This window comes from Pseudomonas sp. V88_4, from assembly GCF_029967985.1.
GTDB lineage: Bacteria > Pseudomonadota > Gammaproteobacteria > Pseudomonadales > Pseudomonadaceae > Aquipseudomonas > Aquipseudomonas glycinae.
In genome coordinates, this window is sequence record NZ_JASCAF010000044.1 from 153672 (window position 1) to 180181 (window position 26510).

22 protein-coding genes are annotated in these 26510 nt (G+C 62.5%); 14 read left to right on the forward strand and 8 right to left on the reverse strand.

From position 1 onward, the window contains the following. Positions 1 to 2: 2 nt before the first annotated feature. Together gmd and QLG12_RS21915 are read right to left on the reverse strand one after the other, a co-directional pair. A complete protein-coding gene (gmd, locus tag QLG12_RS21910; protein WP_282475216.1) occupies positions 3 to 974 on the reverse strand; it encodes a GDP-mannose 4,6-dehydratase in 972 nt (323 codons plus the stop codon). Continuing rightward, positions 971 to 1885 carry a GDP-mannose 4,6-dehydratase gene (locus QLG12_RS21915; RefSeq protein ID WP_197868951.1) on the reverse strand — a complete coding sequence of 305 codons (915 nt, stop codon included), beginning with the start codon at positions 1883 to 1885 and terminating at the stop codon, positions 971 to 973. The genes gmd and QLG12_RS21915 overlap by 4 nt, the downstream gene beginning before the upstream one ends. Before the next feature lie 426 nt (positions 1886 to 2311). Here QLG12_RS21915 and QLG12_RS21920 point away from each other — a divergent pair, with 426 nt between their 5' ends. Genes QLG12_RS21920 through QLG12_RS21950 form a run of 7 tightly spaced genes read left to right on the forward strand, consistent with a single transcriptional unit; the run spans position 2312 to position 11368 of the window. Beyond that, on the forward strand, positions 2312 to 3859 hold the full coding sequence (locus QLG12_RS21920; protein WP_232253746.1) for a glycosyltransferase: 1548 nt from the start codon (positions 2312 to 2314) through the stop codon (positions 3857 to 3859). After that, positions 3853 to 5157, forward strand: a complete 1305-nt coding sequence (locus tag QLG12_RS21925; RefSeq protein WP_282475217.1) for a glycosyltransferase — start codon at positions 3853 to 3855, stop codon at positions 5155 to 5157. Before QLG12_RS21920 ends, QLG12_RS21925 begins: the two co-directional genes overlap by 7 nt. After that, positions 5154 to 6038, forward strand: a complete 885-nt coding sequence (locus tag QLG12_RS21930) for a class I SAM-dependent methyltransferase (protein WP_197868948.1) — start codon at positions 5154 to 5156, stop codon at positions 6036 to 6038. The genes QLG12_RS21925 and QLG12_RS21930 overlap by 4 nt, the downstream gene beginning before the upstream one ends. Further along, positions 6035 to 7189, forward strand: a complete 1155-nt coding sequence (locus tag QLG12_RS21935) for an acyltransferase (RefSeq protein WP_197868947.1) — start codon at positions 6035 to 6037, stop codon at positions 7187 to 7189. Before QLG12_RS21930 ends, QLG12_RS21935 begins: the two co-directional genes overlap by 4 nt. Continuing rightward, a complete protein-coding gene (locus QLG12_RS21940) occupies positions 7183 to 8001 on the forward strand; it encodes a class I SAM-dependent methyltransferase (RefSeq protein WP_197868946.1) in 819 nt (272 codons plus the stop codon). The genes QLG12_RS21935 and QLG12_RS21940 overlap by 7 nt, the downstream gene beginning before the upstream one ends. Positions 8002 to 8049: 48 nt before the next feature. Next, on the forward strand, positions 8050 to 9243 hold the full coding sequence (locus tag QLG12_RS21945) for a DUF3142 domain-containing protein (RefSeq protein WP_282475218.1): 1194 nt from the start codon (positions 8050 to 8052) through the stop codon (positions 9241 to 9243). Then, positions 9230 to 11368 carry a hypothetical protein gene (locus tag QLG12_RS21950; protein ID WP_282475219.1) on the forward strand — a complete coding sequence of 713 codons (2139 nt, stop codon included), beginning with the start codon at positions 9230 to 9232 and terminating at the stop codon, positions 11366 to 11368. Before QLG12_RS21945 ends, QLG12_RS21950 begins: the two co-directional genes overlap by 14 nt. Here QLG12_RS21950 and QLG12_RS21955 read toward each other — a convergent pair. Continuing rightward, entirely contained in the window at positions 11365 to 11994 is a 630-nt protein-coding gene (locus QLG12_RS21955) for a LysE family translocator (RefSeq protein ID WP_197868943.1), read from the reverse strand. The genes QLG12_RS21950 and QLG12_RS21955 overlap by 4 nt on opposite strands. Before the next feature lie 144 nt (positions 11995 to 12138). Here QLG12_RS21955 and QLG12_RS21960 point away from each other — a divergent pair, with 144 nt between their 5' ends. Further along, entirely contained in the window at positions 12139 to 12612 is a 474-nt protein-coding gene (locus QLG12_RS21960) for an Lrp/AsnC family transcriptional regulator (RefSeq protein WP_007954205.1), read from the forward strand. Positions 12613 to 12649: 37 nt separating this feature from the next. Here the strand turns inward: QLG12_RS21960 and lpdA are convergent, their stop codons facing one another. Beyond that, positions 12650 to 14050, reverse strand: a complete 1401-nt coding sequence (gene lpdA, locus QLG12_RS21965; protein ID WP_197868942.1) for a dihydrolipoyl dehydrogenase — start codon at positions 14048 to 14050, stop codon at positions 12650 to 12652. A 210-nt stretch (positions 14051 to 14260) separates the two neighbouring features. Here lpdA and QLG12_RS21970 point away from each other — a divergent pair, with 210 nt between their 5' ends. From QLG12_RS21970 to cfaB, 5 genes are all read left to right on the forward strand, one after another. Further along, entirely contained in the window at positions 14261 to 16207 is a 1947-nt protein-coding gene (locus QLG12_RS21970; RefSeq protein ID WP_282475220.1) for a protease modulator HflK, read from the forward strand. Then, positions 16204 to 17250 carry a protease modulator HflC gene (locus QLG12_RS21975; RefSeq protein ID WP_282475221.1) on the forward strand — a complete coding sequence of 349 codons (1047 nt, stop codon included), beginning with the start codon at positions 16204 to 16206 and terminating at the stop codon, positions 17248 to 17250. The genes QLG12_RS21970 and QLG12_RS21975 overlap by 4 nt, the downstream gene beginning before the upstream one ends. After that, positions 17247 to 18305 carry a protease modulator HflK gene (locus tag QLG12_RS21980; RefSeq protein WP_064379703.1) on the forward strand — a complete coding sequence of 353 codons (1059 nt, stop codon included), beginning with the start codon at positions 17247 to 17249 and terminating at the stop codon, positions 18303 to 18305. The genes QLG12_RS21975 and QLG12_RS21980 overlap by 4 nt, the downstream gene beginning before the upstream one ends. Continuing rightward, complete coding sequence (locus QLG12_RS21985) at positions 18302 to 20209, forward strand: heavy metal translocating P-type ATPase (protein WP_282475222.1); 1908 nt, start codon at positions 18302 to 18304, stop codon at positions 20207 to 20209. The genes QLG12_RS21980 and QLG12_RS21985 overlap by 4 nt, the downstream gene beginning before the upstream one ends. 177 nt (positions 20210 to 20386) lie before the next feature. Continuing rightward, positions 20387 to 21574 (forward strand): C17 cyclopropane fatty acid synthase CfaB, encoded by a 1188-nt coding sequence (gene cfaB / locus QLG12_RS21990; RefSeq protein WP_282475223.1) that lies wholly within the window; start codon positions 20387 to 20389, stop codon positions 21572 to 21574. A 2-nt stretch (positions 21575 to 21576) separates the two neighbouring features. Here the strand turns inward: cfaB and cls are convergent, their stop codons facing one another. Continuing rightward, positions 21577 to 23016, reverse strand: coding sequence for a cardiolipin synthase (cls, locus tag QLG12_RS21995; protein ID WP_197868937.1), 1440 nt, complete (start codon positions 23014 to 23016; stop codon positions 21577 to 21579). A gap of 146 nt (positions 23017 to 23162) precedes the next feature. Here cls and QLG12_RS22000 point away from each other — a divergent pair, with 146 nt between their 5' ends. Beyond that, positions 23163 to 23681, forward strand: coding sequence for a DUF3617 domain-containing protein (locus tag QLG12_RS22000; protein ID WP_007954220.1), 519 nt, complete (start codon positions 23163 to 23165; stop codon positions 23679 to 23681). Between the two features lie 46 nt (positions 23682 to 23727). On the opposite strand, the gene QLG12_RS22005 is transcribed toward QLG12_RS22000, so the two are convergent. From QLG12_RS22005 to QLG12_RS22015, 3 genes are read right to left on the reverse strand one after another with little or no spacing between them, the layout of a single operon-like run. Further along, on the reverse strand, positions 23728 to 25065 hold the full coding sequence (locus QLG12_RS22005; RefSeq protein WP_282475224.1) for a dihydroorotase: 1338 nt from the start codon (positions 25063 to 25065) through the stop codon (positions 23728 to 23730). A 3-nt stretch (positions 25066 to 25068) separates the two neighbouring features. Continuing rightward, on the reverse strand, positions 25069 to 25629 hold the full coding sequence (locus tag QLG12_RS22010) for a carbonate dehydratase (RefSeq protein WP_011336655.1): 561 nt from the start codon (positions 25627 to 25629) through the stop codon (positions 25069 to 25071). Then, positions 25626 to 26501: a metal ABC transporter substrate-binding protein gene (locus QLG12_RS22015; protein ID WP_282475225.1), complete on the reverse strand. Its 876-nt coding sequence runs from the start codon at positions 26499 to 26501 to the stop codon at positions 25626 to 25628. The genes QLG12_RS22010 and QLG12_RS22015 overlap by 4 nt, the downstream gene beginning before the upstream one ends. Positions 26502 to 26510: the final 9 nt, after the last annotated feature.

The following is a 26510-nucleotide window of genomic DNA, read 5'->3' on the forward strand; positions in this document are numbered from 1 at the left end:
GCCTACTCCTTGGCGACGCGTTTCATGTCCGCATCCATCATCATGCGGATCAGGGTGTCGAGGTCGGTTTTCGGTTTCCAGCCCAGCACGCGCTGGGCCTTGGCCGGATTGCCGAGCAGCACTTCGACTTCCGCGGGGCGGAAAAACGCCGGGTCGATCTTCACGTAATCCCGATAGTTGAGGCCGACGTGATCGAAGGCGATGCGGCACATCTCGCGCACGGTGGTGGTGACGCCGGTGGCGACCACGAAATCGTCGGGCTTGTCCTGTTGCAGCATCAGCCACATGGCCTCGACGTAGTCACCGGCAAAGCCCCAGTCGCGCTTGGCATCGATGTTGCCCAGGGCCAGCTCCTGCTGTTTGCCGTGTTTGATCCGGGCGGCGGCATCGGTGACCTTGCGGGTCACGAATTCGATGCCGCGCAGGGGCGATTCATGATTGAACAAAATGCCGCTGCTGGCGTGCAGGTTGAAGCTTTCGCGGTAGTTGACGGTGATCCAGTGGCCATAGAGTTTGGCCACGCCGTAAGGACTGCGCGGGTAGAACGGGGTGTTCTCGTCCTGTTGCTCGGCCTGGATCAGACCGAACATTTCGCTGGTGGACGCCTGATAGAAACGCGTGTGCGGGCTGAACTGACGGATCGCTTCGAGCAGGTGAGTCACGCCCAGGCCATCGACGATGCCGGTGGTTACCGGTTGGTCCCAGGAGGCGGCAACGAAGCTCTGGGCCGCCAGGTTATACACCTCGTGCGGCGCCGACTTGATCACCGCGCGCTGCACCGAGCAGGCATCGGCCATGTCGCCATCCAGGTAGACGATGTCTGCTTCGACGCCCATCTCCCTCAGGCGCCAGCGTGAATCGCTGCTGCGCCGTGCGACAAGGCCGTGAACCTTGTAACCCTTGTCGAGCAGCAGCTTGGCCAGATACGCCCCGTCCTGACCGGTGATGCCGGTGATCAATGCACTTTTTGTCATTCTTGTCGTACTCGCGTCTCCCAGTCGGACAGGATCGCCCGCAGGGATTGTTGTGTAGTGATTTGCGGCGTCCATCCTGTGGTCCGGGCCAGCCGTTGGTGGCTGCCGCAGACGCGACGCTGATCCGCGCGGCGCATGCGTGCCGGATCCTGAACCAGTTGCAGCTTGACCTGGGCCAGGTCGGCCATCTGTTCGATGAGGCTGCGGATGCTTTGCTCATGGCCCGAGCAAATGTTGTAGACCTGTCCCGGCGTGCCTTTTTCCAGCAGCGCGAAATAGGCCGAGACCACGTCGCCGACGTCGAGGAAATCGCGGGTGACATCAATGTCACCGACTTCCAGTTGCGGCGCTTGCAGCCCTTGCCTGATGCGGTTGATCTGCCGTGCGGCGCTGGCGATGACGAAGCTTTCTTTCTGCCCGGTGCCGATGTGATTGAACGGGCGCGCCACCAGCACCGGCCAGCCTTCGCTCAACCCCCATTGCAGGCTGAGAAACTCGGCCGACAGCTTGCTGACTGCATAAGGATTGCGCGGGCAGGGTGGTTGTTGCTCGGTGATCGGCAGCGCGGGTTCTTCGACCTGGCCGTAGACATCGCCCGAGCTGACATACACAAACGTGCCCTTGAAGCCGCGGGCCTTGAGGGCCTGCAACAGGTTCAGGGTGCCAAGCAGGTTGATGTCGAAGGTACGTGCCGGATCGCGGAACGCTTCAGGGACAAAGGTCTGGCCGGCCAGATGAATCACCGCATCGGGCAGTTGCGGCCACAGGTCGATGAGGCTGTCCGGGTTTGTCAGGTCATAGGCAGAGGCGACAGGCAGCAGTTGCCACGACGCGTCTTCCCCTTGCAGACGTGACTGGATGTGTTGTCCTACGAACCCACTCAGGCCCGTGATGAACAGACTTTTTTTCAAACAGCGACCCCTTGGTCTTTAACTTTCACCTCTTCCCACAGGCTTTAAGGGAATGTCCGTCAGACTGAGAGAAAATCCGGCCGAGACAAAGGGTGAAGTCATTGTTGTAGTTGTTTGGCTGCCAATCTGTGCCAATTGCGCAGCAATTTCAACCGGCCAAACCGTGACCGGTCAGTTCTCGTCAGAGTAGTCGGGTTTTTCTCGCCGGGCGGTTCCCGAAGGCGCGACGGATGTGTTTAGAATGCCCCTCGTCGCGATCCCCGGCGGCTTTTCGCAAGGATCGTGCGACAGGGTAAAACCGACCATTAAAACAAGAACAGAGACGTGCCCGATGACGCAGGACGAACAGCGCTGATGCCGGTTCGATCCGACGCTCGGCCGTCATAGCGTGAAGCTGCCGGGATGGCGGTTGCACCGTGGGATGCCATGAATTTCATTCTCTACTCGGACGTCAACGACCGCTCCATCAGCCAGAGTCTGGGGCGTCCCGAATACAGCTACTACTTCGTGCTCAAGGCCTATCGCCCGGTGCTGGAAAGCCTGGGGCGGGTGCATGTGGTGTCTACCAGCGCCGAGGTTGATCCACTCTATCGGCAACTGCTCGCCGCCGGTGAAAGCAGCGTTTTCCTGTCCTTCACGCCGCCACAAAATACCCCGACCGACCTTGAGTGCCCGACGATCTGCGTGATTGCATGGGAATTCGATTCGATCCCCGATGAATCATGGGACGATGATCCGCGTCACGACTGGACGCAAATGCTCGCCCGACAGGGACGGGTCATTACGCTGTCGAGCCACACCGCCCGCGCGATTCGCCGCGCCATGGGCGAGGACTTTCCGGTACTCGTGCTGCCGACGCCCTTGTGGGAAAACTTCTCCGCCATTCGTGAGCAACATGTCAGTGCGCCGATCAATCCCGGCGCGACCCTGGCCATCAAGGGCTGCATTTTCGACAGTCGCATGCTGGGTCTTTGCGCCGATGACCTGTTGCCCAAGCCGCTGACTGCCGAGCAACTGGCCGAAATCGAGGCGCTACGCCCACCACCGCTGACGTTCAAACGCCGCCTGGTGATTGCCCGCCATTATCTGCGTCTGTGGTGGCTGGGGGCGGGTGGAGACCGGGTGACGTTCCTGCATCACTGGTATTGGGAAGGTGTGCAGGATCTGCTCTCGGATCGCATGCACGCCTGGCTCGAGAAACGCCTGCCGGCCATTGCCGCAGCGCATGCGGTGGCCGTAGCCGAGCCACCGCCGCTGGATCTGCCGGACACGTCCTCGGTGGTCGAGGCCACGGTAGAAGGCGTGATCTACGTGACCGTGTTCAACCCCAGGGACGGCCGCAAGAACTGGCATCATCTGGTTACCGCGTTCTGCTGGGCCTTTCGCGAAACGCCTGACGCGACGCTGGTGCTGAAGATTACCCAGAACGATCTGGCGTCCTACTACAGCGAACTGATGACCCTGCTCGCACAACTGACACCGTTCGCCTGCCGGGTGCTGGTGATGCACGGTTATCTGGACGATGCGCAATACGCGCGGCTTTACCAGGCCGCCAGTTTTTACGTCAACGCTTCACGCTGCGAAGGCCTGTGCCTGCCGTTGATGGAATTCATGTCCAGCGGCAAACCGGTGATCGCCCCGGATCACACGGCCATGGAAGACTACATCGACGACACCGTGGCCTTCGTCGTCCGGTCCAGCGAAGAGCTGACGATCTGGCCCCAGGACACCCGCATCATTTACCGCACTTTGCGCTATCGGCCGGACTGGGCTTCGCTCAAAAGCGCCTATGAGAACAGCTACCGGATGGCCAAGGCGCAGCCGCAGGAGTACGCGCGGATGTCTGCCGCTGCTGTCGAGCGCATGCACGACTACTGCGCGTTCGCCCCGGTGCAGCAGCGCATGGCGGACTTTTTCGGCCTCGCACCACTGACCGTCGATGCCGCCCCCGTGACGGACAACGCCTCATGCTGATCATCATTCACTCGGAAACCAACCAGCACACCATTGCGCAGAACCTCGGTCGTTCGGAGTACAGCTATTACTTCGTGCTCAAGGAATACCGACCGGTGCTGGAACGCCTTGGGCGTGTGGTGGAAGTCGTCGATCCGGCGCGCGAAGTCGATGCGCTGTACCTGGAGTGCCTGTCCCGTGGCGAGCCGTGCGTGTTCCTGTCGTTCTCGCCGCCGCACCGCACGCCGATCCACCTGGCATGCCCGACGTTGCCGGTGTTCGCCTGGGAATTCAGCACCATCCCCAACGAACCCTTCGACAACGAACCACGCAATGACTGGCGCATGGTGCTCCGGGCCTGCGGCGCGGCGATCACCCATTCCACCTACACGGTCAATGCCGTGCACGAAGCCATGGGCGCCGATTACCCGATTGTCGCGGTGCCGGCGCCGGTGTGGGATCGCTTTGCGGCCCGGGGCGCGCAGCTTCAGGGGCAACCCTCGACGGGTCCGGTGCGCCTGACGATCAAGGGACTGGTCGCCGACAGCCGTCAGCTCGACCTCGACGCGTTTGGCCCGAAACATTTGCGCCGTGGCCAGGGCATCGATTTCCAGGCACCGGTGCGTGAGCAGGAGTTGTTGCTGGACGGTGTCGTCTACACGTCGGTGTTCAATCCCGGTGACGGACGCAAGAACTGGGAAGACATGCTCAGCGCCTTCTGCGTGACGTTCCGCGACATCGAAGACGCGACGCTGGTGCTCAAGCTCACGCACCACGATGCCGAAGAAGCGCTCAGCGACATTCTTCATCACCTGTATAAAAACCAGACCTACCGCTGCCGCATCGTGCTGATTTACGGCTACCTCGCGGACGCCGACTACGAGCGTCTGGTGCAGGCCACCCGTTACGTGGTCAACACTTCCTACGGTGAGGGCCAGTGCCTGCCGCTGATGGAATTCATGTCCTGCGGCAAACCGGCCGTGGCGCCGCGTACCACGGCGATGATCGATTACCTGAGCACCGACAACGCGTTCCTGGTCGAGTCCACCGATGAACTCACGGCCTGGCCGCACGACCCGCGCAGGGCATTTCGCACGTTGCGCTACATGACCAACTGGGCATCGGTCTGCGTGGCCTATCGCGACAGCTATGAGGTGGCGAAGAACGATCCCGGGCGTTATGCGCAAATGTCGGCGCAAGCCGTTGCCAGTCTCCAGGGGTTCTGCAGTCAGGCGGTGGCCGAGCAGCGTTTGCGCGATTTTCTCGCTCATGTGCACGAGCTCCGCGCTGTCGCTGCAACGGAAGTCTCGGGCACATGATCCGCGCATGGCTGAGGCGTTTGCGTCCGGTTGCGCCATCGGTGCCGGACTCTCTGCCGAATCCTGTGTCCGTCAGCGTGTCGCCGCGGGACGTCGGCCTGCACGATGCCATGCTCGACGGCTGGTTTCACGGCGACAGTGGCGAGTTGCTCAAGGGCTTTGCCATTGACGCGGACGACACCCTGCTCGACGTGGGGTGCGGTGAGGGCGTGGCGACATTGTTCGCCGTGCGCCAGGGGGCCTCGGTGATCTTCACCGACAGCGAACACGACAAGGTGCGCGACCTCGCCCGGCAAGTCGAAGCGCAGAGCCGCAAGGCCAGTCTCGGCCTGGTCAGCAACAGCCTGCCACTGCCTCTGGCCGATGGTTGCGCAAGCAAAGTGGTGTGCATGGAAGTGCTGGAGCACATCGATCAGCCCGAGCCGTTCATGGCCGAGCTGGTACGCATGGGCCGGCCCGGTGCGCTGTACCTGCTCAGTGTGCCGGCGCCGTTGGGCGAGCATTTGCAGCAGGGCATTGCCCCGGCGGGTTATTACCAGTCGCCCAATCATGTGCAGATCTTTACCCCGGAACGCTTCGCGGCATTGGTTGAGGATGCCGGTCTGGTGATTGAGCATCGTCAGGCCACGGGGTTTTTCTGGGTCATGGGCATGATCTTTTTCTGGGCCAGCGAACGGGCTGCCGGCCGTGACCTCGGCGGTGCCGTGCGCGACCGGATCCAGGCGCCGTATCCACCGTTGATGGAGAGTTGGGCCAGGACCTGGCAGGACTTGCTGGCGCAGCCCGATGGCTTGGCGATCAAACAGATGCTGGACCGGTTCATGCCCAAGAGTCAGGTGATCATCGCTCGCAAACCGCTCGATGCAGGACGTGTGTCATGAGCGGCAAGCGGATCATGGACATCGAAGTGCTGCGGGCTATTGCGGTACTCGGTGTGCTGTTTCATCACTTGCAGGGCAGCCTGTTCACCGACCCGGTGCCGCTGCTTGAAAGGATCCATGCCTTGGCTCAGCCATGGTGGGGCGTTGATCTGTTTTTTGCGATCTCCGGGTTTGTCATCGCCCGCAGCCTGATCCCGGCGCTGCGCGGTTGCAGCAACCGCCGGGAATACTGGGAGCAGACGCGCAATTTCTGGCTGCGTCGGGCGTTTCGTCTGTTGCCCTCGGCCTGGCTGTGGCTGGCGCTGATGCTGCTGGCGTGCGTATTTCTCAATCGATCAGGGGCGTTCGGCACGTGGTCCGCCAACGTCCAGGCCACTCTGGCCGGGGTGCTGCAGTACGCCAACTTCCGCTTTGCCGATGCGTTCTTTCATTACGAATACGGCAGCAGTTTCGTCTACTGGAGTCTGGCGCTGGAGGAGCAGTTCTACCTGTTGTTCCCGCTGGTGATCCTGCTGTGCCGCAAGCATCTGGTGTGGGCATTGCTGGCACTGGTGGCGGTGCAATTGTTCACCGTGCGTACGCCGCTGCTGATGGTGATTCGCACCGATGCGCTGGCGCTGGGCGTGCTGTTGGCGATGTGGAGCGTGCAGCCGGGTTATCGCCGTTGGGAGCCGGTATTCCTGCGGCGGCCATGGGCCGGAGTGTTGGCGCTGATCGGCCTTGGAGCGCTGCTGAGCTTCATGGCCACCGACCGTTTCACCTTTGCCGGTTACCGCATCGGGTCTATCGCCGTGCTCAGCGCCGTGCTGGTGTGGATCGCTTCGTACGACCGCGATTACCTGCTGCCGGCCGGCAGGCTGCAACGACCGATGGCCTGGATCGGCAGCCGCTCCTACGGCATTTACCTGATCCACATCCCGGCCTATCAACTGGTGCGGGAACTGACCTTTCGTTTGCAGAGCGCTGGTCTGCCGAGTCCGGCGGGGCATCCGATCGTGACGCTGCTGATAGCCGGTGGTCTGATCGTGCTGCTCAGCGAACTCAATTACCGCTTGATCGAAATGCCCATGCGCAATCGAGGCGCCACGCTGGTGAAACGCCTCGGCACCTCGCGAACCGTCGTCTCGTCCCCTGGAGCCACCTCATGCTGAGCCTTTTGAAAAAACTCACGGCGGCTCCGGCCCCCGCACAAGCTGTCGCACCGGTCGCCGACAAGGTCGACCCTTACATGCTCGGCCTGCACGACGCGATGCTCAGCGGCTGGTTCAACCAGCAAACCGGTGAGCTGTTCAAAGGTTTCCCGGTAACCGCCGATGACACCTTGCTCGACGTTGGCTGCGGCGACGGTGGCAACGTGCATTTCTGCGGCATGCGCGGGGCGAAGATCATCATTGCCGACATCGACGGCGCCAAGGTCGAGGCGACCCGCCAGCGCCTGAGCGATACGCCGGCGCGCAGCGTCGAATGCCACGTGACCGACTGCAATCCGTTGCCGATTGCCGATGGCACCGCCACTCGCGTGGTGTCCACGGAAGTCATCGAGCACGTCGACGACCCGGCGCAGTTTCTTGCCGAACTGGTGCGTGTCGGCCAGTCGGGCGCGCTGTATTTGCTGAGCGTGCCGCACCCCAGCTCCGAAGACCTGCAAAAGGACATCGCCGCGCCGGAGTATTTCCAGAAGCCCAACCATATTCGCATCATCAGCGAAGAGCAGTTCAAGGCGATGGTCAGCGAGGCGGGGCTCGAGATCATCAGCCACAGTCAGTACGGCTTTTACTGGTCAATGTGGATGATGCTGTTCTGGGAGGCCAAGGTCGAATTCAGCAACCCGGATCATCCGCTGCTCAACCATTGGGCCGATACCTGGCAAGCGGTGCTCGACTCGCCGCGCGGCGCGCAGATCAAGCAGGCGCTGGATGCGGTGGTGGCGAAAAGTCAGGTCATCATTGCCCGCAAGCCCTGAACGCTTTTGTGTAACCTTGCAGCCTGATGTCTCAGGGATCTGCAAGGTATGCGCTTTATCATCGGGTGGGCAGCCCTGGCGGCTGTGTTGCTGCTGTGTGCTTGTGAACGACAGGACGCAGTGCCGCTCGACCAGCAGCTTTACGTCTGGCAACGGCAATGGACGCCGGCCCATGAGCTTGCCCTGAACGACAGTCGCAACGACTTTTCGACGTTGCGGGTCTTGGCGTTGCAGGCGTTCCCGAATGCCGGATGGAGCCGGGCACGAATCGATACCGCGCTGCTGAAACGCGATGCCCGGCCATTGATCGCGGTGATTCGCCTCGACGGCCAGCTCAAGGCGCTCGACCCGCAAGCGGTTACGGCGCAAATCCTTCAAGTGCTCGCTGACTGGCAAGGGCAGGGACTGACCCTGAGTGGCGTCGAGATCGACCATGACGCCGGCAGTGCCCGACTGTCCGCTTACACCGAATTCCTCACCCACTTGCGCGGCGCATTGCCGGCCAACCTGCCTCTGAGCATCACTGCGTTGCCCGCCTGGCTCGACAGCCCGCAGTTGCCGGCGCTGTTGGCGGCTGTCGACAGCAGTGTGTTGCAGGTGCACGCCGTCAGCGATCCGCGTCGCGGTCTGTTCGATCCCGAGCAGGCGCGGCGCTGGGCCAAGGCCTGGGGGCGGGTGACCGACAAACCGTTTTATCTGGCGCTGCCGGCTTATGGCGTGGCGCTGTTGGCGGAGGCCGATGGCGCCCCGGTGGTGGAAAGCGAAGTGCCGCTTGAGCGCGGTGGCCAGCGGCGCGAATTGCTCGCCGATCCGCAACAACTGGGCCGACTGGCCAATGAGTTACGCGAGGATCGCCCGGCGCATCTGGCCGGTCTGATCTGGTTTCGCCTGCCGTTGGCCAACGACCGCAGAGCCTGGAGCCTGAGCACGCTGCATGCGGTCGCCCGAGGCGATGCGTTGAGCAGCCAGCTCGGCGTGGTGTTTACCGAACAGAATGGCCTGCAAGACATTGCCCTGCGTAATGTCGGTAACCTCGACAGCGCCTGGCCCGCCCGCATCACCCTCAAGGCCCGGGGCTGCGAAGGGGCTGACGCGCTCGCCGGTTATGCGTTGCAACAGACGGCGGATCTGCTTACCTTCACCCGCCTGCGCGACGGCCGCCTGCCGGCGGGCGGGCAGCGGGCGATCGGTTGGGCACGCTGCGCAAATATTGATCAAGGAGGTTCGCATGTTGACCCGTAACTGGCCCCGCTATCTGCTTTGCCTGAGCCTCAGCCTGCCGCTGGGCTCGGCGCTGGCCTGCGGCCCGGATTTTCCGATGCGTCTGCTCGATGATCGTGGGCAATCACTGGCGGAACTGCCGGAGGGCAACTTCAGATTCGAGATCAGTCGCCTCGGCAAAACCATCGCCGGGCTGAAGAACGTCACCGCCGCCACCCACAATCCGGATGAGCTCTACGCCGAGGCGCCAGATCCCGCCGAGGTGCGCGACAAGGCCGAGCAGATCGGCCTGACCCCTGAACAGCAAGCGCTGGTCAAACAACTGCGCAGCCTGACCGATGCGCATCAGGTCGACGTGCAGGGCGCGAGTCTGCCGGCGGAACTGCGTCTGTATGTGGCGGGCGCGGTGGCGTTCGGCGCCGGTGACCATCAACTGGCGGTCGAGTATTTCCGTCAGTTGCTGGCGCTGCCGGCCGATCAGCGTGCGTTGCGCAGCACCTGGGCTGCCTATTCTCTGGGCCGGGCGTACTTTGCCATGAGCAGCGAAGCGGGCGATGCGCTCGAAGCCTGGGAAAACGCTATCGACGCGTTCCGCCAGACGCGGCAACTGAGCATCGACGGCTTCAGCGATCCGCTGGAGCTGGGCGTGGCCAGCCTCGGCGAAGAGGCGCGGGCGCTGCGCATGGCGGGTGACTGGAACAGCGCCATCAAGCTGTATGCCGCGCAAAACCTGCACGGCTCGAACGTCGGGTATACCTCGCTGAAGCAGTTGATGAACGAACTGGCCGAGGAGCCCGAAGATCGGCTGGCGAAATTGCTGCGCCGCGAAGCGGTGCAGCAACTGGTGACCGCCTCGCTGATTAGCCGGATCGGCTGGTCGTTCGGCGATGAACCGCCGAACGAGAAGAAGCTGGTCAAGGCGCTGCAAGCAAGCACCCGCGGCAGCCTCGATAACGCCGATCGCCTGGCGGCGATGAATTATCAACAGGGCGATTACGCCAGCGCCAAGGCGTTCCTCGAACACGCTGGCGACAGCGGTCTGGCGTGGTGGCTGCGGGCAAAACTGGCGGTGCGCGATGGCGACAGGAACGCAGCGGCTGCGGCCTACGCGAAGGCCGCGCAAGCGTTCCCGCAGGACGAATCCTGGGGCGAGCGGCGCACCGCCGACTGGAATCTCGAAACCGTGCAGCCCAAATGCCGGGTCGAAGGTGAAAGCGCAATTCTTGCGCTGCAACGTGGCGAGTACCTGCAGGCCTTCGACCAGTTGTATCGCAGCCAGCATATTTACTGGTTCGACGCCGCGACCGTGGCCGAGCGAGTGCTGACGGTCGATGAGCTGAAAAACTATGTCGATACCAACGTCCCGGCACCGCCCGCGCTGAGCCAGCAGGATCGCGACAATTACGTGCCGCTGCCAGTGGCCGCCAGCCTGCGCAATCTGCTGGGTCGGCGCCTGTTGCGTGAGGGGCATTACGAAGAAGCGGTCGGTTATTTCGACAATGCTGATCTGCAGAACAAGGCTCGGCTCTATGGCCAGCAACGCCTGAAGGCAGATTCAGCATGGTGGCCGACCAAGCGTGCCAGCGCGCTGTTCAATGCCGCGTGGACGGCCCGTGAGTGGGGCATGGACATCCTGGGCTATGAAATGGCTCCGGATTACGCGACCTTCGGCGGCAACTACAGCCTGGAAAATACCGAGCTGAAAGTCGGGCCGCTGGTCAGCGAAGCCGAAGTGCAGCGTCAGAAGACCAGTGAAGCGCAGCCGGATGAGCGTTTTCACTATCGGTTTGTCGCCACGGCGCTGGCCAGCCGTGCGGCGGACAATCTGCCGCACACCAGTCAGGCGTTCGCCGCCGTGTTGTGCTCGGCGGCGGGCTGGAACAGCAGCCTGGAAGAGCAGAGTGCCTTGTACAAACGCTATGTCGACGAAGGGCCGTACGTGCCGTGGGCCGTGGATTTCGGCCATCAGTGTCCTTATCCGGACTTCGAAAGTGCCGACAAGCGCTACGTCACTCAGGTGACCGACTCGGTGCGTTCGACACTGCGGCCGTACAAGTGGCCGGTGCAGATCGGTGCGATCGTGGCCTTCACCGCGGTGGCGTTGTTGCTGATCACCCGCCGCCAGCGCAAGGCCCGTAAAGCCTAAGCCTGCTGGACGAAGGTCAGGCGCACCGCAAAGCCGATCAACAGGCTGCCGAACAGCCACTGTTGCACCCGTTGGGCCGTCGGGCAGTGTTTCAGCCAGCGGCCCAGCGCGGCGCCGGTCAGGGCGTAGGCGCTGTCGAACAGCAGACCGGCGCCCACCAGCATCGCGCCGAGCACGGCGAATTGCGTCAGCACCGGTGCGCCATTTGCCACGATGAACTGCGGCAACAGCACCGAGCAGAACAGCAACGCTTTCGGGTTGAGCAGGTTGGTCAACAGGCCGCGACGGATGGCGGCGTACCACTGCGCATGACTGTCCGTGACGGTGCCGGCGTTCAGATCCGGCAGCAACGTGGTGCGCAGGCATTGAATACCGATCCACAGCAAATACGCCGCCCCGGCGATTCGCACGGTATCGAACGTCCACGGCGCCGCCTTGAACAGCGCTGCCAGCCCCAACGCTGCGAGCGCTACATGACAGCCTCGGGCAACGGCCAGGCCCACCGCCGTGGCCAGCGCTGCGCCGCGTCCCTGACGGGCACCGGTCTGCAACAGCAGGATCATGTCCGGGCCGGGCAACAGAAAGACCACTGCCAGCGCCAGGAAAAACAGCCAGAGACTTGCCATGTCGCACCCCTTTCGTTGTCGATTCGGTCGCCTCAGTCTAGGGCCGAAGGGCAGGGCAGGTGGTTGCGTAGTCAGCTTCTAAAGGCCTCTGAATTGGCATAATCTGCGCTTTTTCACCGCGTAAACCATCAGGATCTGCCAACCATGAAACTGGATGCCTTCGACCGCAAGATTCTCGCCGCGCTGCAACGGGACGGGCGCCTGAGCAACGTGCAGTTGGCCGACGAAATCGGTCTGTCGGCATCGCCGTGCCTGCGCCGGGTGCGAATGCTGGAGGAGGCCGGGGTGATTCGCGGTTATCAGGCCAATCTGGATCGTGATGAAGTGGGGTTGGGGCTGACGGTGTTTGTCGGGGTCAAAGTCGAGCGGCACAACGACGAACAGGCCGAGGCGTTTCATCGGGCGGTCACGGCGTTACCGGAGGTGATTTCGGCGTTTCTGGTGTCCGGGGAATCGGACTTTCTGCTGCAAGTGGTGGTGCCGGATCTGCGCGCCTATGACCGCTTTCTCACCGGGTGTCTGTTGAAGCTGCCGGGGGTGAGCGATATCCGCAGCAATTTTGCGATCCACACGGTGAAGACGCCCGGCGCGTTGCCGCTGGGGCATCTGCCATCCTGATACTTCCCGCATTGCACGGGAAGTATTCACACAGGGCTTACATCTGCGTCGCCATCCCCTCGACATTCATCGCCGCCTGACGCAACGCTTCGGAGCGGGTTGGGTGCGGGTGACAGGTCAGCGCGATGTCCTCGGCCGAGGCGCTGAACTCCATGGCCACGCAGAACTCGCCGATCATTTCACTGACGCTCGGGCCGACCAGGTGCACGCCGAGGACTTCGTCGGTGCGCTCATCGGCGATGACTTTGGCGAAACCTTCAGTCTCGTGATTGATCTTCGCCCGGCTGTTGGCGGTGAACGGGAATTTGCCGACCTTGTACGCCCGGCCTTCGGCCTTCAGCTGCTCTTCGGTCTTGCCGACGCTGGCCAGCTCGGGGCGGGTGTAGATCACGTTGGGAATCAGGTCGTAATTGACCTCGCCGGCCTTGCCGACGATCTGTTCGATGCAGGCCATGGCTTCGTCTTCGGCCTTGTGCGCGAGCATCGGCCCGGAGGTCACGTCACCGATCACCCACACGCCGGGCGCTTCAGTGCGATGCTGTTTATTGGCGAGCATGCCGCGTTTGTCGGTGCTCAGGCCGACGTTTTCCAGGCCCAGGCCCTGGGTGTACGGACGACGACCGATGGCCACCAGCACGTAATCGGCTTCAAGGATTTCCGCGCTGCCGCCAGCGGCGGGCTCGACGCTGAGCTGTACGCCGTTGGCCGATGAAGTGGCACTGGTCACTTTCGAGCTCAGCCTGAAGCTGATGCCCTGTTTGCTCAGCGAGCGTTGCAGGGTCTTGCCGGCTTCGCCGTCGACGCCGGGGCAGATGCGATCGAGGTATTCCACCACGGTCACCTGCGCGCCGAGCCGGCGCCAGACCGAGCCGAGTTCGAGACCGATTACGCCCGCACCGATCACCACTAGATGCTTGGGCACTTCGCTCAAGGACAGCGCACCGGTCGAGTCGAGGATGCGCTTGTTGTCGATCTCCACACCGGGCAGGGGAGTGGGCTCGGAGCCGGTGGCGATGACGATGTCCTTGGCAGTCAGTTCAATCCGGCTGCCCTGATCACCGGTCACGCTGACTTTTCCGGGGCCGTCGATGTGGCCCCAGCCCTTGATCCAGTCGACCTTGTTTTTGCGGAACAGGAATTCGATGCCTTTGGTCAGGCCGCTCACGCTTTCGTCTTTCTGCTTCATCATTTGCGCAAGGTTGAGCGTGGGTTTGACTTCGATGCCGAGGTTGGCGAACTCCGCTCCCAGGGCCGCTTCGTACAGCTCGGACGCATGCAAAAGCGCCTTGGACGGCATGCAGCCGACGTTCAGGCAGGTGCCACCCAGCGTGGCGCGGCCCTCGACGCACGCGGCCTTGAGGCCCAACTGGCCGGCGCGGATCGCTGCGTTATAACCGCCGGGGCCACCGCCCAGAATCACCACGTCATAGTTGCTCATGCTCTTGCTCCTGGCTGAAGGATGCGGATCAGTAAAAGTAGTTCGTGCTAAAAATTACGAACGTAATATGAGCGTTTCCCGACATTTCGGTCAAGGCTTCAGGCAAGCGACAGGTTGCGCATCTTTGAATGGCGCAAATGAGTACAAATATTTCACGACTTTCGTTATATCGTAACGATATGTGCAGTGAGCCAAGGGTTTTGGGGGGATATGCAAGTCGATCTGGATGAAGGCACGCCGGTCACCGGGTTGCCGCGCTTTCAGCAAGCGGCGACGCAGGGCCGGCGTTTGCGTCGCCTGGCGATCGGTCTGGCTGCGTTGGCCGGGGCAGGGTGGGTGCTGGCATTTTTTGTCGGGCTGTTTGCGCCGCAATCGCTGTGGCCCGCGCTGCTGGTCAATCAGAGCGCGGCACTGCTGGTGCTGGTGGCCGGGCTGCAATCGGCGTGGTGGGTGACGCAATGGCGGGCGCGGGTGATCAATCCCGTCGTGCCGGTGACGGCTGCTGAAGAGCCTGCGCCAGACGGCTGGTACGAGCGACTGCTGGATCGCATGAGTCAGCGCAGTCTGCACCTGCTAGGACAGATCGGCGCGCCCACATTGTGGCTGGGCGGGTGGTCGGTGCTGGTGCTGTTAAGCATCGAGCAAATGTGGAATCTGACGCTGCCGGCGGCGGGTATGGGGCTGTCCGCCACGGTCGGCGCGGCCATCGCGTTGCTGCTGGCGTTCGCTCTGCTGGTACTGGAGCGGCAGCTGGCGCAGGAAAACCCGGCGCAATGGCCCGAGGCCGGAGCGCTGGCGCAGCTGGCGCGGGTGGCAATCATCAGTCTGGTGCTGGGCGCGTTGTGTCTGTTGTTCGCCAGTGACAGTGCAATCTGGCCGGTGCGGCTGGCAGTGTTGATCGGCATTTTGCCGGGGTTGGTTGCCCTGGAATTGTTGCTGCGTGCGCTGCTGTCGCTGTTCAGCCCGCGCCGCGAACAACTCGAACCGGTGCTGCTGGCCCGCAGTTTTGTCGCTGATCTGCTGCGTTGGCCGCCACAACCGTTGCTCGCGTTGCAGCATGAACTGCATAACCGCTTCGGCATCGATCTGCGTCAGATCTGGGCTTTCAGTTACATGCGTCGCGCGTTCTTGCCGGTGTTGATACTGGTGGCAGCGGTAGGCTGGTTGCTCACCGGCCTTCACGAAATTCCGATGCAAAGCCGTGGCATTTACGAGCGCTTCGGTAAACCGGTGCAGGTGTTCGGGCCGGGGCTGCACGCCGGTTTGCCCTGGCCGCTGGGGCGGGTGCTGACCGTTGAAAACGGCGTGGTGCATGAACTGGCGACCAGCGTCGGTGAAAACTCCGCACCCGTGCAGTTGGACCCGGCAGAAGGCCCGGCGCCTCTCACCGCGAATCGTTTGTGGGACGCCAGCCACGTCAATGACAAGTCACAGGTGATCGCCAGCAGCCGTGGCGATCAGCAGAGCTTTCAGATCGTCAACATGGATGTGCGCTTCGTCTATCGCATCGGCCTCAGTGATCAAGACGCGCTGGCCGCCACCTACAACAGCGCGGACGTGCCGACGCTGATTCGCAGCACCGCCAGCCGGATTCTGGTGCACGACTTTGCCTCGCGCACCCTCGACGGATTGCTTGGCGAGGACAGAACCGGGCTCGCCGAAGAAATCGGCCGTGCCGTACAAAGCGATCTGCAGAAACTCGACAGCGGTGTGGAAATTCTTGCCACGGTGGTCGAAGCGATTCACCCGCCGGCCGGGGCGGCCAATGCCTATCACAGTGTGCAGGCGGCTCAGATCGGAGCTCAGGCGTTAATCTCCCGCGAGCGCGGTGCCGCTGCCGAAGCGAGTAATCAGGCGCAGTTGCAGGCCAGCCTCGCTCGGGATCAGGCCAGTGCCAACGCCCATGAAATCAACGCCACCGCCCGGGCGGCGGATCTGAAATTCAGCGCCGAACAAAAAGCCTACGCCAGCGCCGGCCAGGCCTTCGTGCTGGAGCAATACCTCAGCCAACTCAGCCAGGGTTTGAGCAAAGCCAAACTGTTGGTACTCGACCATCGCCTGGGCGGCAGCAGTAACGCACCGACCATCGACCTGCGTACGTTCACGCTGCCGGCAGATCCGGCGCGCACCACCGCTCAGCCAGGAGCCACCCATTGAGCCAGTCGCACACTCACGATCACCATGACCACAGCGGCCACGATCATGCTCATGGCGGCGGTCATCACCATCACGGGCATCATCACCATCACCACGGTGCGCCGGAAGAGGCGGGGCCTTTTCCGTGGAAACGCATGGGCTGGGCGGCATTGCTGGTGGCGTTCGCCATCGCGGCGGCGAGCCTGGTGCAAGTGCGCTCCGGTGAAGCCACGGTCATCACCCGGTTCGGCAACCCGTCCCGCGTGTTGCTGGAACCGGGACTGAGCTGGCGTTGGCCGGCGCCGTTCGAAGCGGCGATTCCGGTGGACCTGCGTTTGCGCACGACCTCCAGCGGCTTGCAGGATGTCGGTACTCGCGACGGTTTGCGCATCATCGTGCAGGCGTACGTGGCCTGGCAGGTGCAGGGCGATCCCGACAACGTGCAGCGCTTCATGCGCGCGGTGCAGAACCAGCCGGACGAAGCGGCGCGGCAGATTCGCACGTTTGTCGGCTCGGCACTGGAAACCACGGCCAGCAGTTTTGATCTGGCCAATCTGGTCAATACAGATGCCAGCCAGGTTCGCATCGACGATTTTGAAGCGCAGTTGCGTCAGCAAATCGATCAGCAACTGCTCGCCACTTATGGCGTTCGCGTGGTGCAGGTGGGCATCGAACGGCTGACATTGCCATCGGTGACCCTGACCGCAACGGTTGAGCGGATGCGCGCAGAGCGTGAAACCATCGCCACCGAACGCACCGCCATCGGCAAACGTGAAGCGGCGCAGATCCGCTCCGCCGCCGAACGCGATGCGCGAATCGTGCAAGCCGATGCCACGGTGAAAGCCGCCGATATCGAAGCCCAATCGCGAGTGGAAGCGGCGCAGATTTACGGGCGTGCTTACGCCGGTTCGCCGCAGCTGTACAACTTGCTTCGTTCGCTGGACACCCTCGGCACTATCGTTTCGCCAGACACCAAACTGATCCTGCGCACCGACGCCGCGCCATTCCGGGTGTTGGTCGACGGTCCGCCGAATCTCGACAGCAAGAGCGGATTGCAGCCATGAATGAAGTTCCACGTGGAACACATTCGCTGAACAGTCCGTGGATTCAAGCAGGACGTTTGGCGTTTTTCGCGCTGTACGCGGTTACCGTGCTCGCGGCATTGGCCTGGGCATTTTCCAATGTCCGGCAGATCGATCCGCAAAACCGTGCGGTGGTTCTGCATTTCGGAGCGCTGGATCGCATTCAGAATGCCGGTTTGTTATTGGCCTGGCCGCAGCCGTTCGAGCAGGTGGTTTTGTTGCCAGCGGCGGATCGGGTCATTGAGCGCAGGGTGGAAAATCTGTTGCGCAGTGATCAGGCCTTGCAGGCGGATCGCGTTGCAACCTTTGCTACGCCGTTGAGTGATGCGCTGGCTGGCTCCGGTTATCTGCTCACGGGTGATGCCGGTGTTGTGCAGCTGGATGTGCGGGTGTTCTACAAAGTCACCGATCCCTATGACTTCGTACTGCAAGGCGAACATGTGCTGCCGGCGCTGGATCGAGTGGTAACGCGCAGCGCCGTCGCACTGACGGCAGCGCGGGATCTGGACACCATTCTGGTGGCGCGACCGGAGTTGATCGGCGCTGATAATCAGGCGGCCGAACGTCGCGAACGGTTGCGCGGTGATCTGGTGCAAGGCATCAACCGACGACTTGCCGAGTTGAAGGCGAGCGGGCAGGGCATCGGCATCGAAGTGGCGCGGGTCGATGTGCAATCGAGTCTGCCAGAGCCGGCGGTCAGTGCTTTCAACGCCGTCCTCACCGCCAGCCAGCAAGCCGACAAGGCGGTTGCCAATGCCCGCACCGAGGCCGAGAAACTTACCCAGTCCGCCAACGAACAGGCCGACCGCACCCTGCAAGTCGCCCACGCCCAGGCCGGTGAGCGCCTGGCCAAAGCCTCCGCCGACACGGCGACGGTGTTGAGCCTGGCCAAGGCGCAACAGCAGGGTACGGACCCGCAACTGCTGTTGCGTCTGTACCGCGAGCGGATGCCGAAGATTCTCGGTCAGGCCGGTTCGGTCACCACGGTCGATCCGAAAGACGATTCCCGCCTGATCATTCAGGGAGCCAGCCAATGACCGCAACCACCTCTGCACCGAGCCTGTTGTCCTCGGCCGAACAACGCCGCGCCGCGCGCCAGTTGACCCTGGCGATGCTCGCCCTCGGCTTGCTCGGTCTGGGGCTGATCTGGCGCTGGCTGATGCCGGAGCAAACCGGCGTCAGTCAGTTGTTGCTCGGATTCGCTTCTTTATTAGTCGCGGTGCCGGTAATGCGTTCGGCGTGGTTCAGCCTGCGTTATCCGAGCCTGCACGGCATCACCGATCAGTTGATCGCCCTGGCGATGATCGGGGCCTGGGCCACGGGCGATCTGCTCACGGCCGCGCTGTTGCCGATCATCATGATCTTCGGCCACGTGCTGGAAGAACGCAGCGTGATCGGCTCCCAGGAAGCGATTCATGCCCTCGGCCAACTGACCCGCAGCCATGCGCGCAAGGTGCAGGCCGACGGCTCGATCATCGAAGTCGACAACGGCACGCTCAAGGCCGGCGATAACGTCGAAGTGCGCGCCGGGGATCGAGTGCCGGCGGACGGTCGGGTTTTGTCCGGCCAGGCCAGCCTCGATACGGCGTCGATCACCGGTGAGTCGGTGCCGGTGGAGGCGGGCGTCGGCATGGCGGTGTTCGGCGGCGCGATCAACCTCGACGGGTTGCTGCGAATCGAAGTGACCCGTACCGGGGATGAGTCCACCCTCGGCAAGGTCATCGCGCTGATGCAGAACGCCGAACGCTCCAAGCCACCAATCACCCGTTTGCTCGAACGTTATGCCGGCAGTTACATGGTGCTGGTGTTGTTGCTCGCGGCGGTGACCTGGTTCATCACCAACGATGCACAGGCGATGCTCGCGGTGCTGGTGGCGGCATGCCCATGCGCGCTGGTGTTGTCAGCGCCGGCCACGGCGATTGCCGGAGTGGCGGTGGCGGCGCGGCACGGGATTCTGATCCGCAGTTCGGCGTTCCTTGAGGAATTGGCCGATCTCACTTCGCTGGTCGTCGACAAGACTGGCACTCTGACTTACGGCACGCTGCGTTTGCAGTCGATCAACAGCCCGCGAGCGGATCACGGGTCGGTGATGGCGCTGGCCGCGAGCCTGGGTGCGGCGAGCAGCCATCCGGTCAGCCGCGCGCTGGCCGGACTGGTCAGCGCGGAAGAGGTGCTGGTGCTGACCGATATTCATGAGCGACAGGGGTTGGGCGTGGTCGCCGGGACGGAGCAAGGCGAGGCCGCGCTCGGGCGCCCGGAGCTGTTTGCGCAGTTGGGCATCCCGACCACGGCGATCCCCGAACACGATGGCCCGATTGCCGGGTTGGCGCTGAACGGCGAATTCCTTGCCTGGCTGTTGCTGGCCGACACGGTCAAACCGGAAGCGCGATTTGCCCTGAGTGAACTGCGTGAGCTCGGGCTGGGGCGGCAACTGCTGTTGACCGGTGACCGGCAAAGCGTCGCGCAAACCCTGGCCAGGGATGTCGGCCTGCACGAAGTCGAAGCCCAGGCGTTGCCCGAAGACAAACTCAATCGAGTGCTCAAGGAAATCGACAACGGCTTCCGGCCGATGGTGGTCGGCGACGGGATCAACGATTCGCTGGCGCTCAAGGCGGGCGTGGTCGGAGTGGCGATGGGCGCGGGCGGCGCGGACATCGCGCTGGCGTCCGCCGACATTGTGCTGATTGGCAGTGACCTGCGTCGGCTCGGCACCTGCGTGCGCCTGAGTCGTCAGTGCCGACGCACCTTGCAAGTTAACGTCATCATCGGTCTGGGCTGGACGCTGGCCATCGTGGTGTTCGCTGCTTTCGGCTGGCTCGGTGCGGCGGGGGCGATGATCGCCGCGTTGCTGCACAACCTGAGCACGCTGTTGGTGCTGGGCAATGCCGGGCGCCTGCTGCGTTTTCAGGAACCACTGCTGAAGCTGAAAGCGTCGGACTGATCAATTTTCGAACTGTGCGCCGCTCTCGCAGTCATTTGAGAAGGCGCACTGAACCAGGGATGACAGCGCCATTACAGCCACTGCGGCTGATAGTCGGCGACTATCAAATCGATAGCCTGCTAATTTTCAAGGATGGTCTACCCTCAGATCAGACGTCTGAAACCAGGGGGATATTCCATGCTCGCGCAACTTCCACCGGCCTTACAGAATCTGCAGCTTCCGCTTCGCCTGCGACTCTGGGACGGCCATGAATTCAATCTGGGCCCGACGCCCAGCGTCACCATCGTGGTCAAGGACCCGTTGATGGTGTCCCAGTTGACCCATCCGAGTCTCGACGCGCTGGGGGCGGCGTTCGTCGAGGGCAAACTCGAACTGGAGGGCTCGATCAGCGAAGTCATCCGGGTGTGCGATGAGCTGAGCTCCGCGCTGCTCGATGAAGACGAGGACAGTCAGCCGGTGCGTACGCTCCACGACAAGGAAACCGACGCCAAAGCCATTTCCTATCACTACGACCTGTCCAACGCGTTCTACCAGCTGTGGCTGGACAGCGACATGGCGTATTCCTGTGCGTATTTCGAAACCGGCAGCGAATCCCTGGAGCAAGCCCAGCAAGCCAAGTTCCGGCACCTGTGCCGCAAGCTGCGCCTGCAGCCCGGCGACTATCTGTTGGACGTTGGTTGCGGTTGGGGCGGGCTGGCGCGGTACGCCGCCCGTGAGTTCGGCGCCAAGGTCTTCGGGATCACCCTGAGTAAAGAGCAACTGGCCCTGGCCCGCGAGCGGGTCAAAGACGAAGGTCTTGAAGACCAGATCGAACTGCAACTGCTCGACTACCGCGATCTGCCCCAGGACGGGCGTTTCGACAAAGTGGTCAGCGTCGGCATGTTCGAGCACGTCGGTCATGCCAATCTCGCCGAATACTGCAAAACCCTGTTCGGTGCGGTGAAAGAGGGCGGTCTGGTGATGAACCATGGCATCACCGCCAAGCACACCGATGGCCGCCCGGTTGGGCGCGGTGCCGGGGATTTCATCGAGAAGTATGTGTTCCCCAACGGCGAGCTGCCGCACCTGGCGATGATCTCGGCCGAGATCAGCGAAGCGGGTCTGGAGATCGTCGACGTCGAGAGTCTGCGCCTGCACTACGCGCGTACCCTGGACCACTGGAGCGAACGGCTGGAGGACAACCTCGAAGCCGCCGCGAAACTGGTGCCGGACCAGGCGCTGCGTATCTGGCGTCTGTACCTCGCGGGCTGCGCGTATGCATTTGCCCGTGGCTGGATCAATCTGCACCAGATCCTCGCCGTGAAGGCCCATGCCGACGGCAGCCATGACCTGCCGTGGACGAGGGACGACATCTACAATCCTTGAACCTAGAGAATCGGTGAAATAAGCCGGGCGATCCGCATGCCGACCTGTTGCAGGCGGTGGATCTCCCGGCTTTCTTCTTTGGCGACCTCGTAGGCCTGGGCGAAGTCGTCGTTGAGCATCTGTTCCACGCTGGCGGCGAATTCGCTGTCGACGGTCAGCAGCATCACCTCGAAATTCAGCCGGAACGAACGATTGTCCAGATTGGCGCTGCCGATGGCGCTGATCTCGCTGTCGATCAACACCACTTTCTGATGCAGGAACCCCGGTTCGTAGCGGAATACCCGCACGCCCGCGCGTACCGCTTCGAAGGCGTAAAGGCTGGAGGCGGCGTAGACGATGCGATGGTCGGGACGCGAAGGCAGCAACAGGCGCACGTCGACCCCGCGCAACACCGCGAGGCGTAATGCTGCGAACACGGCTTCGTCGGGAATGAAGTAGGGGCTGGTGATCCACACGCGCTCGGTGGCGGCGTGGATGGCCTCGACGAAGAACAGCGAGCAGGTTTCGTAGGCATCCGCCGGGCCGCTGGCGAGCAATTGGCAAAGCACGCCATCCTCGGGGTACGCGTCCGGCAGGATCAGCGGCGGCAATGTCCGCGCGGCCCAGAACCAGTCTTCGGCAAACGACTCCTGCATGCACGCCACCACGGGGCCGCGCACTTGGACGTGGGTGTCGCGCCACGGTGCCAGCGGTGGCTTTTCACCCATGTATTCGTCGCCGACGTTGTGACCGCCGACAAACCCGATCACCCCGTCGACCACCACGATCTTGCGGTGGTTGCGAAAATTCACCTGGAACCGATTGAGCCAGCCGCTGCGGGTGGCGAACGCCTTGACCTCGACGCCGCCATCACGCAGCGCTTGCACGTAGCTGTGGGGCAGGGCGTGGCTGCCGATGCGGTCGTAGAGCAAATGAATCACCACGCCTTCGGCCGCTTTTTTCAACAGCAGATCGCGCAGGCGCTGACCAAGACGATCGTCGTGAATGATGAAAAACTGGATCAGCACCGCTTCCCGCGCCTGGTCGATTGCGTGGAAAATCGCCTCGAAGGTGGCGGCACCGTTGATCAGCAATTGCACTTCATTGTTGGCCAGGCACGGCATGCGTCCCAGCTTCGGCATCGCGCGCAATGAGTCATAAGCATTCGAGGCGCGGGCGGTCAGGGCTTCTTCCACCCACGGCCGCCAGTTGAGTTCGGAAATCGCCTGGCGCATCTGTTCGTTGGCCTGGCGGCGGGCCTTGATGTAGCCATCGAAGGTGCTGCGGCCGAACACCAGATAAGGAATCAGGGTGAGGTAGGGAATAAAGATCAGCGACAGCGCCCAGGCGATCGAGCCTTGGGCGGTGCGTACGGTCAACACGGCATGGATCGCGGCGATCGAGCCGAGGGTGTGTATCAGGGCGATCAGATAACCGAAAATGTGCGGTCCGAAATAATCCATGGGGCAACCTTGCTCCTGAAGATTCAATGCTTAACAGACCATGTTCCACGGCGATTGTCGCTATTTGTTTTCAAGCCGTCAGCGCCCGCCATGAACCGAAACAGGCGGCCGGCGTCTAACGGCCACTACTGATCAGGAGTTTTTCAATGAACGTTCGTCTGCTGGGTTTGGCGCTGGGCCTGGGTTTGGCCTTGCCGGTGGTTGCTCAGGCGCAAATGCTGCAGCCGGGGTTGTGGGAAATGACGTCGAGCAATGTGAAGGTCGACGATCAGGTGATGGATGTGCAATCGATCCTCGGTCAGATTCAAGGCCAGATCACCCCGCAGCAGCGGGCTGAACTGGAGAAGCAGGGGATCAACATCGGCGGCAAGGGCATCCGCGCCTGCCTGACGCCACAGCAGGTGGCGACCAACGATATTCCGTTGGCGGACCCGCAGTCGGGCTGCAAGCAGCAGATCACCGAGCGCGTCGGCAACCAGTGGAAATTCCGCTTCAGTTGCCCGAAAGCCCAAGGCACCGGCGTCGCGACGTTCCTCAGTGACCGCGAGTTCACCACCGTCGCCAATGGCACCTTCAATGCCATCGGGATCAACCAGAAGGGCAGTCTGGAAACCCGGGCGGTCTGGCTGGGGCAGGATTGCGGCACCGTCAAACCGAGAGCGTAACGTCATTATCGAAACCGCCTCCACATCGAGTGGAGGCGGTTTTTTTTCAGCGCATGAACCGCAGCGGCAATCCCTGACAGTTGTCATGGATCCGATGGTCATGCCACGCGATCTGCCCCGACACCATCGTCGTGCTGACCCTATGCCGAAAGCTGCGCTGAGCGAACGGCGTCCAGCCGCATTGCGACAGAACCGGTTGGCGGGACACCGCGACACCTTTGGGCTCCGGTTGAACCAACACCAGATCCGCCCAATACCCCTCGCGCAAATAACCGCGATCCGGAATGGCAAACAGATCCGCCACCCGGTGGCTGGTTTTGGCCACCAGCGTGGTGATCGGCAGCACGCCATCCTCCACCAGTTCCAGCAACGCCGGCAGCGCGTGCTGCACCAGTGGCAGCCCGGACGGTGCCTGTTCATACGCTTGCTGTTTTTCCGCCCAGGTGTGCGGTGCGTGATCGCTGCCGATCACGTCCAGTCGATTGCTCAGCAGTGCCTGACGCAGGGCGTCACGATCGCTCCGGGACTTGATCGCCGGGTTGCATTTGATCAGGTTGCCGAGGGTCGGATAGTCACGGTCATCGAACAGTAAATGGTGCAGGCAGACTTCGGCAGTGATGCGTTTTTGCGTCAGCGGTTTATCTTCGAACAGGGCCAGCTCGCGGGCTGTGGTCAGGTGCAGGACGTGCAGGCGAGTGCCGTGACGTTTGGCCAGATCCACTGCCAGAGACGATGAGCGAAAGCAGCTGTCGGCATTGCGGATCTGCGCATGGGCATCGGGTGGCAGTTGGTTGCCGTACCGCTCACGCAGGTTCGCGGCATTCGCTTCGATGCTCGGCGTGTGTTCACAGTGGGCCAGCAGAATCGTCGGCACTTCAGCGAACAGGCGCTCGAGGGTGTGCGGGTCGTCCACCAGCATGTTGCCGGTGGACGCGCCCATGAACACTTTGACCCCGGCCACCTCGCTCGGGTTGAGTGCTGCGACCGTGTCCAGATTGTCGTGACTGACGCCAAAGTGAAAACCGTAGTTGGCCACCGAGTTGATTGCTGCCCGGCGTTTTTTGTCGGCCAGCGCTTCAAGGGTGAGGGTGGCAGGGTGGGTGTTGGGCATGTCCATGAAACTGGTGATGCCACCGGCCACGGCTGCACGGGACTCGGTGTGGATGCTGCCCTTGGCCGGCGCACCCGGCTCACGGAAATGCACCTGGTCATCAATCACTCCCGGCAGCAGCCATTGGCCGTTGGCGTCGATTTCCCGGGTCGCGTTTTCACCTTCGATGCTGCCGGCGATCTTGACGATGCGCCCGTGGCTGACCAGCAGATCGGCATCGAACTCACGCCCTTCGTTCACCAGTCGCGCATTGCGAATCAGCACACTGCTCATGATTCAGAACTCGTTCTGCAAGGCTTTGTAGCCGCGCACCAGGTCAACGTTGGTGCGCGCCACGTCTTCGGAGAACTCCGAAGCACTGACGCTCACCGGCGGGAATTGTGAGAGGTCGGTGCCCGGGCCGATGCGGGTGGTGGAGGGCACGTAGAACGCGTCCGGCAGGTCCCGGCCGTCAACCACCGAGTTGTGTCGCACCACGCAACCGTTGCCGACCACGCAGTTGAACAACACGCTGTTGAAGCCGATGAACACCCGATCGCCGACCGTGCACGGGCCATGCACGATCGAGCGGTGGGCGATCGAGCTGAATTCGCCGATGGTCACCGCCGCGCCGGATTTGGAGTGGATCACCACGCCGTCCTGGATGTTCGAATTGGCGCCGATGGTGATCGGCTCCATCTCGCCCGTGGCGTCCACTTCATCGGCGCGGATCACCGCGTACGGGCCGACGAACACGTTTTCACCGATGACGACTTTGCCGCAGATGATTGCGGTTTTATCGACGTAGGCAGACTCGGCAATCTGCGGCAAATCACCGGAAGGGTTTTTTCGGATCATGGTTGGCTCAGGGCTTGGTAGAGGGTGTTGAGGTTGTATTCGAACAGCCCGGTAAAGGTGCTGGCCGGACCGCTGGCGGCGAGGGCGTCGGAGTACAGCGTGCCGCCGATGTGTGCGCCGCTTTCGTCGGCGATCTGTTTCAGCAGGCGCGCGTCCTTGATGTTTTCCATGAACACCGCTTTGACTTTGGCCTGACGAATCTGGGTGATCAGCGCGGCGACTTCGGCAGCGGAGGGCTCGCGCTCGGTGGACAGACCTTGTGGCGCCATGAAGTCGATGCCGTAGGCCTGACCGAGATAACCGAACGCGTCGTGGCTGGTGACGATCTTGCGGTTACCAGGCGGCAATGAACCGAGCTTGGCTTTCGCTTGGGCGAGGAGGGCGTAGATCTGTTTCAGGTAAGCCTGGCTGTTGCGCTCGTAGTCGGCTCTGTTGGCCGGGTCAGCAGCGATCAGCGCTTTGGTGATGTTGGCGACGTACAGCTCGGCATTCGCCAGGTTGTGCCACGCGTGAGGGTCGGGAACGGTTTCGTCGTCCTCATCCAGCGAGCGCGGAATCACGCCGCGACTGGCGCTGATCACCGGGGCTCTGGTGTCGGTGCTGGCGACCAGACGATCCAGCCAGGGCTCGAAACCCAGTCCGTTCTTGATGATCAGCTTTGCCTTGAGCAGTGCCTTGGCGTCATCTGGAGTGGGTTCGTAAGTGTGGGCATCGGCGTCAGGGCCGACCATGTTGGTGATCTGAATATGCTCGCCGCCGACCTTCTGCACCATGTCGGCAAGAATGCTGAAACTGGTGACCACCGGCAGTTTCTCCGCCGCCGATAACGACATCGACAGCATCAGGCTGAACAGCACGAGTAGAGCGCGCATCGGGAAACA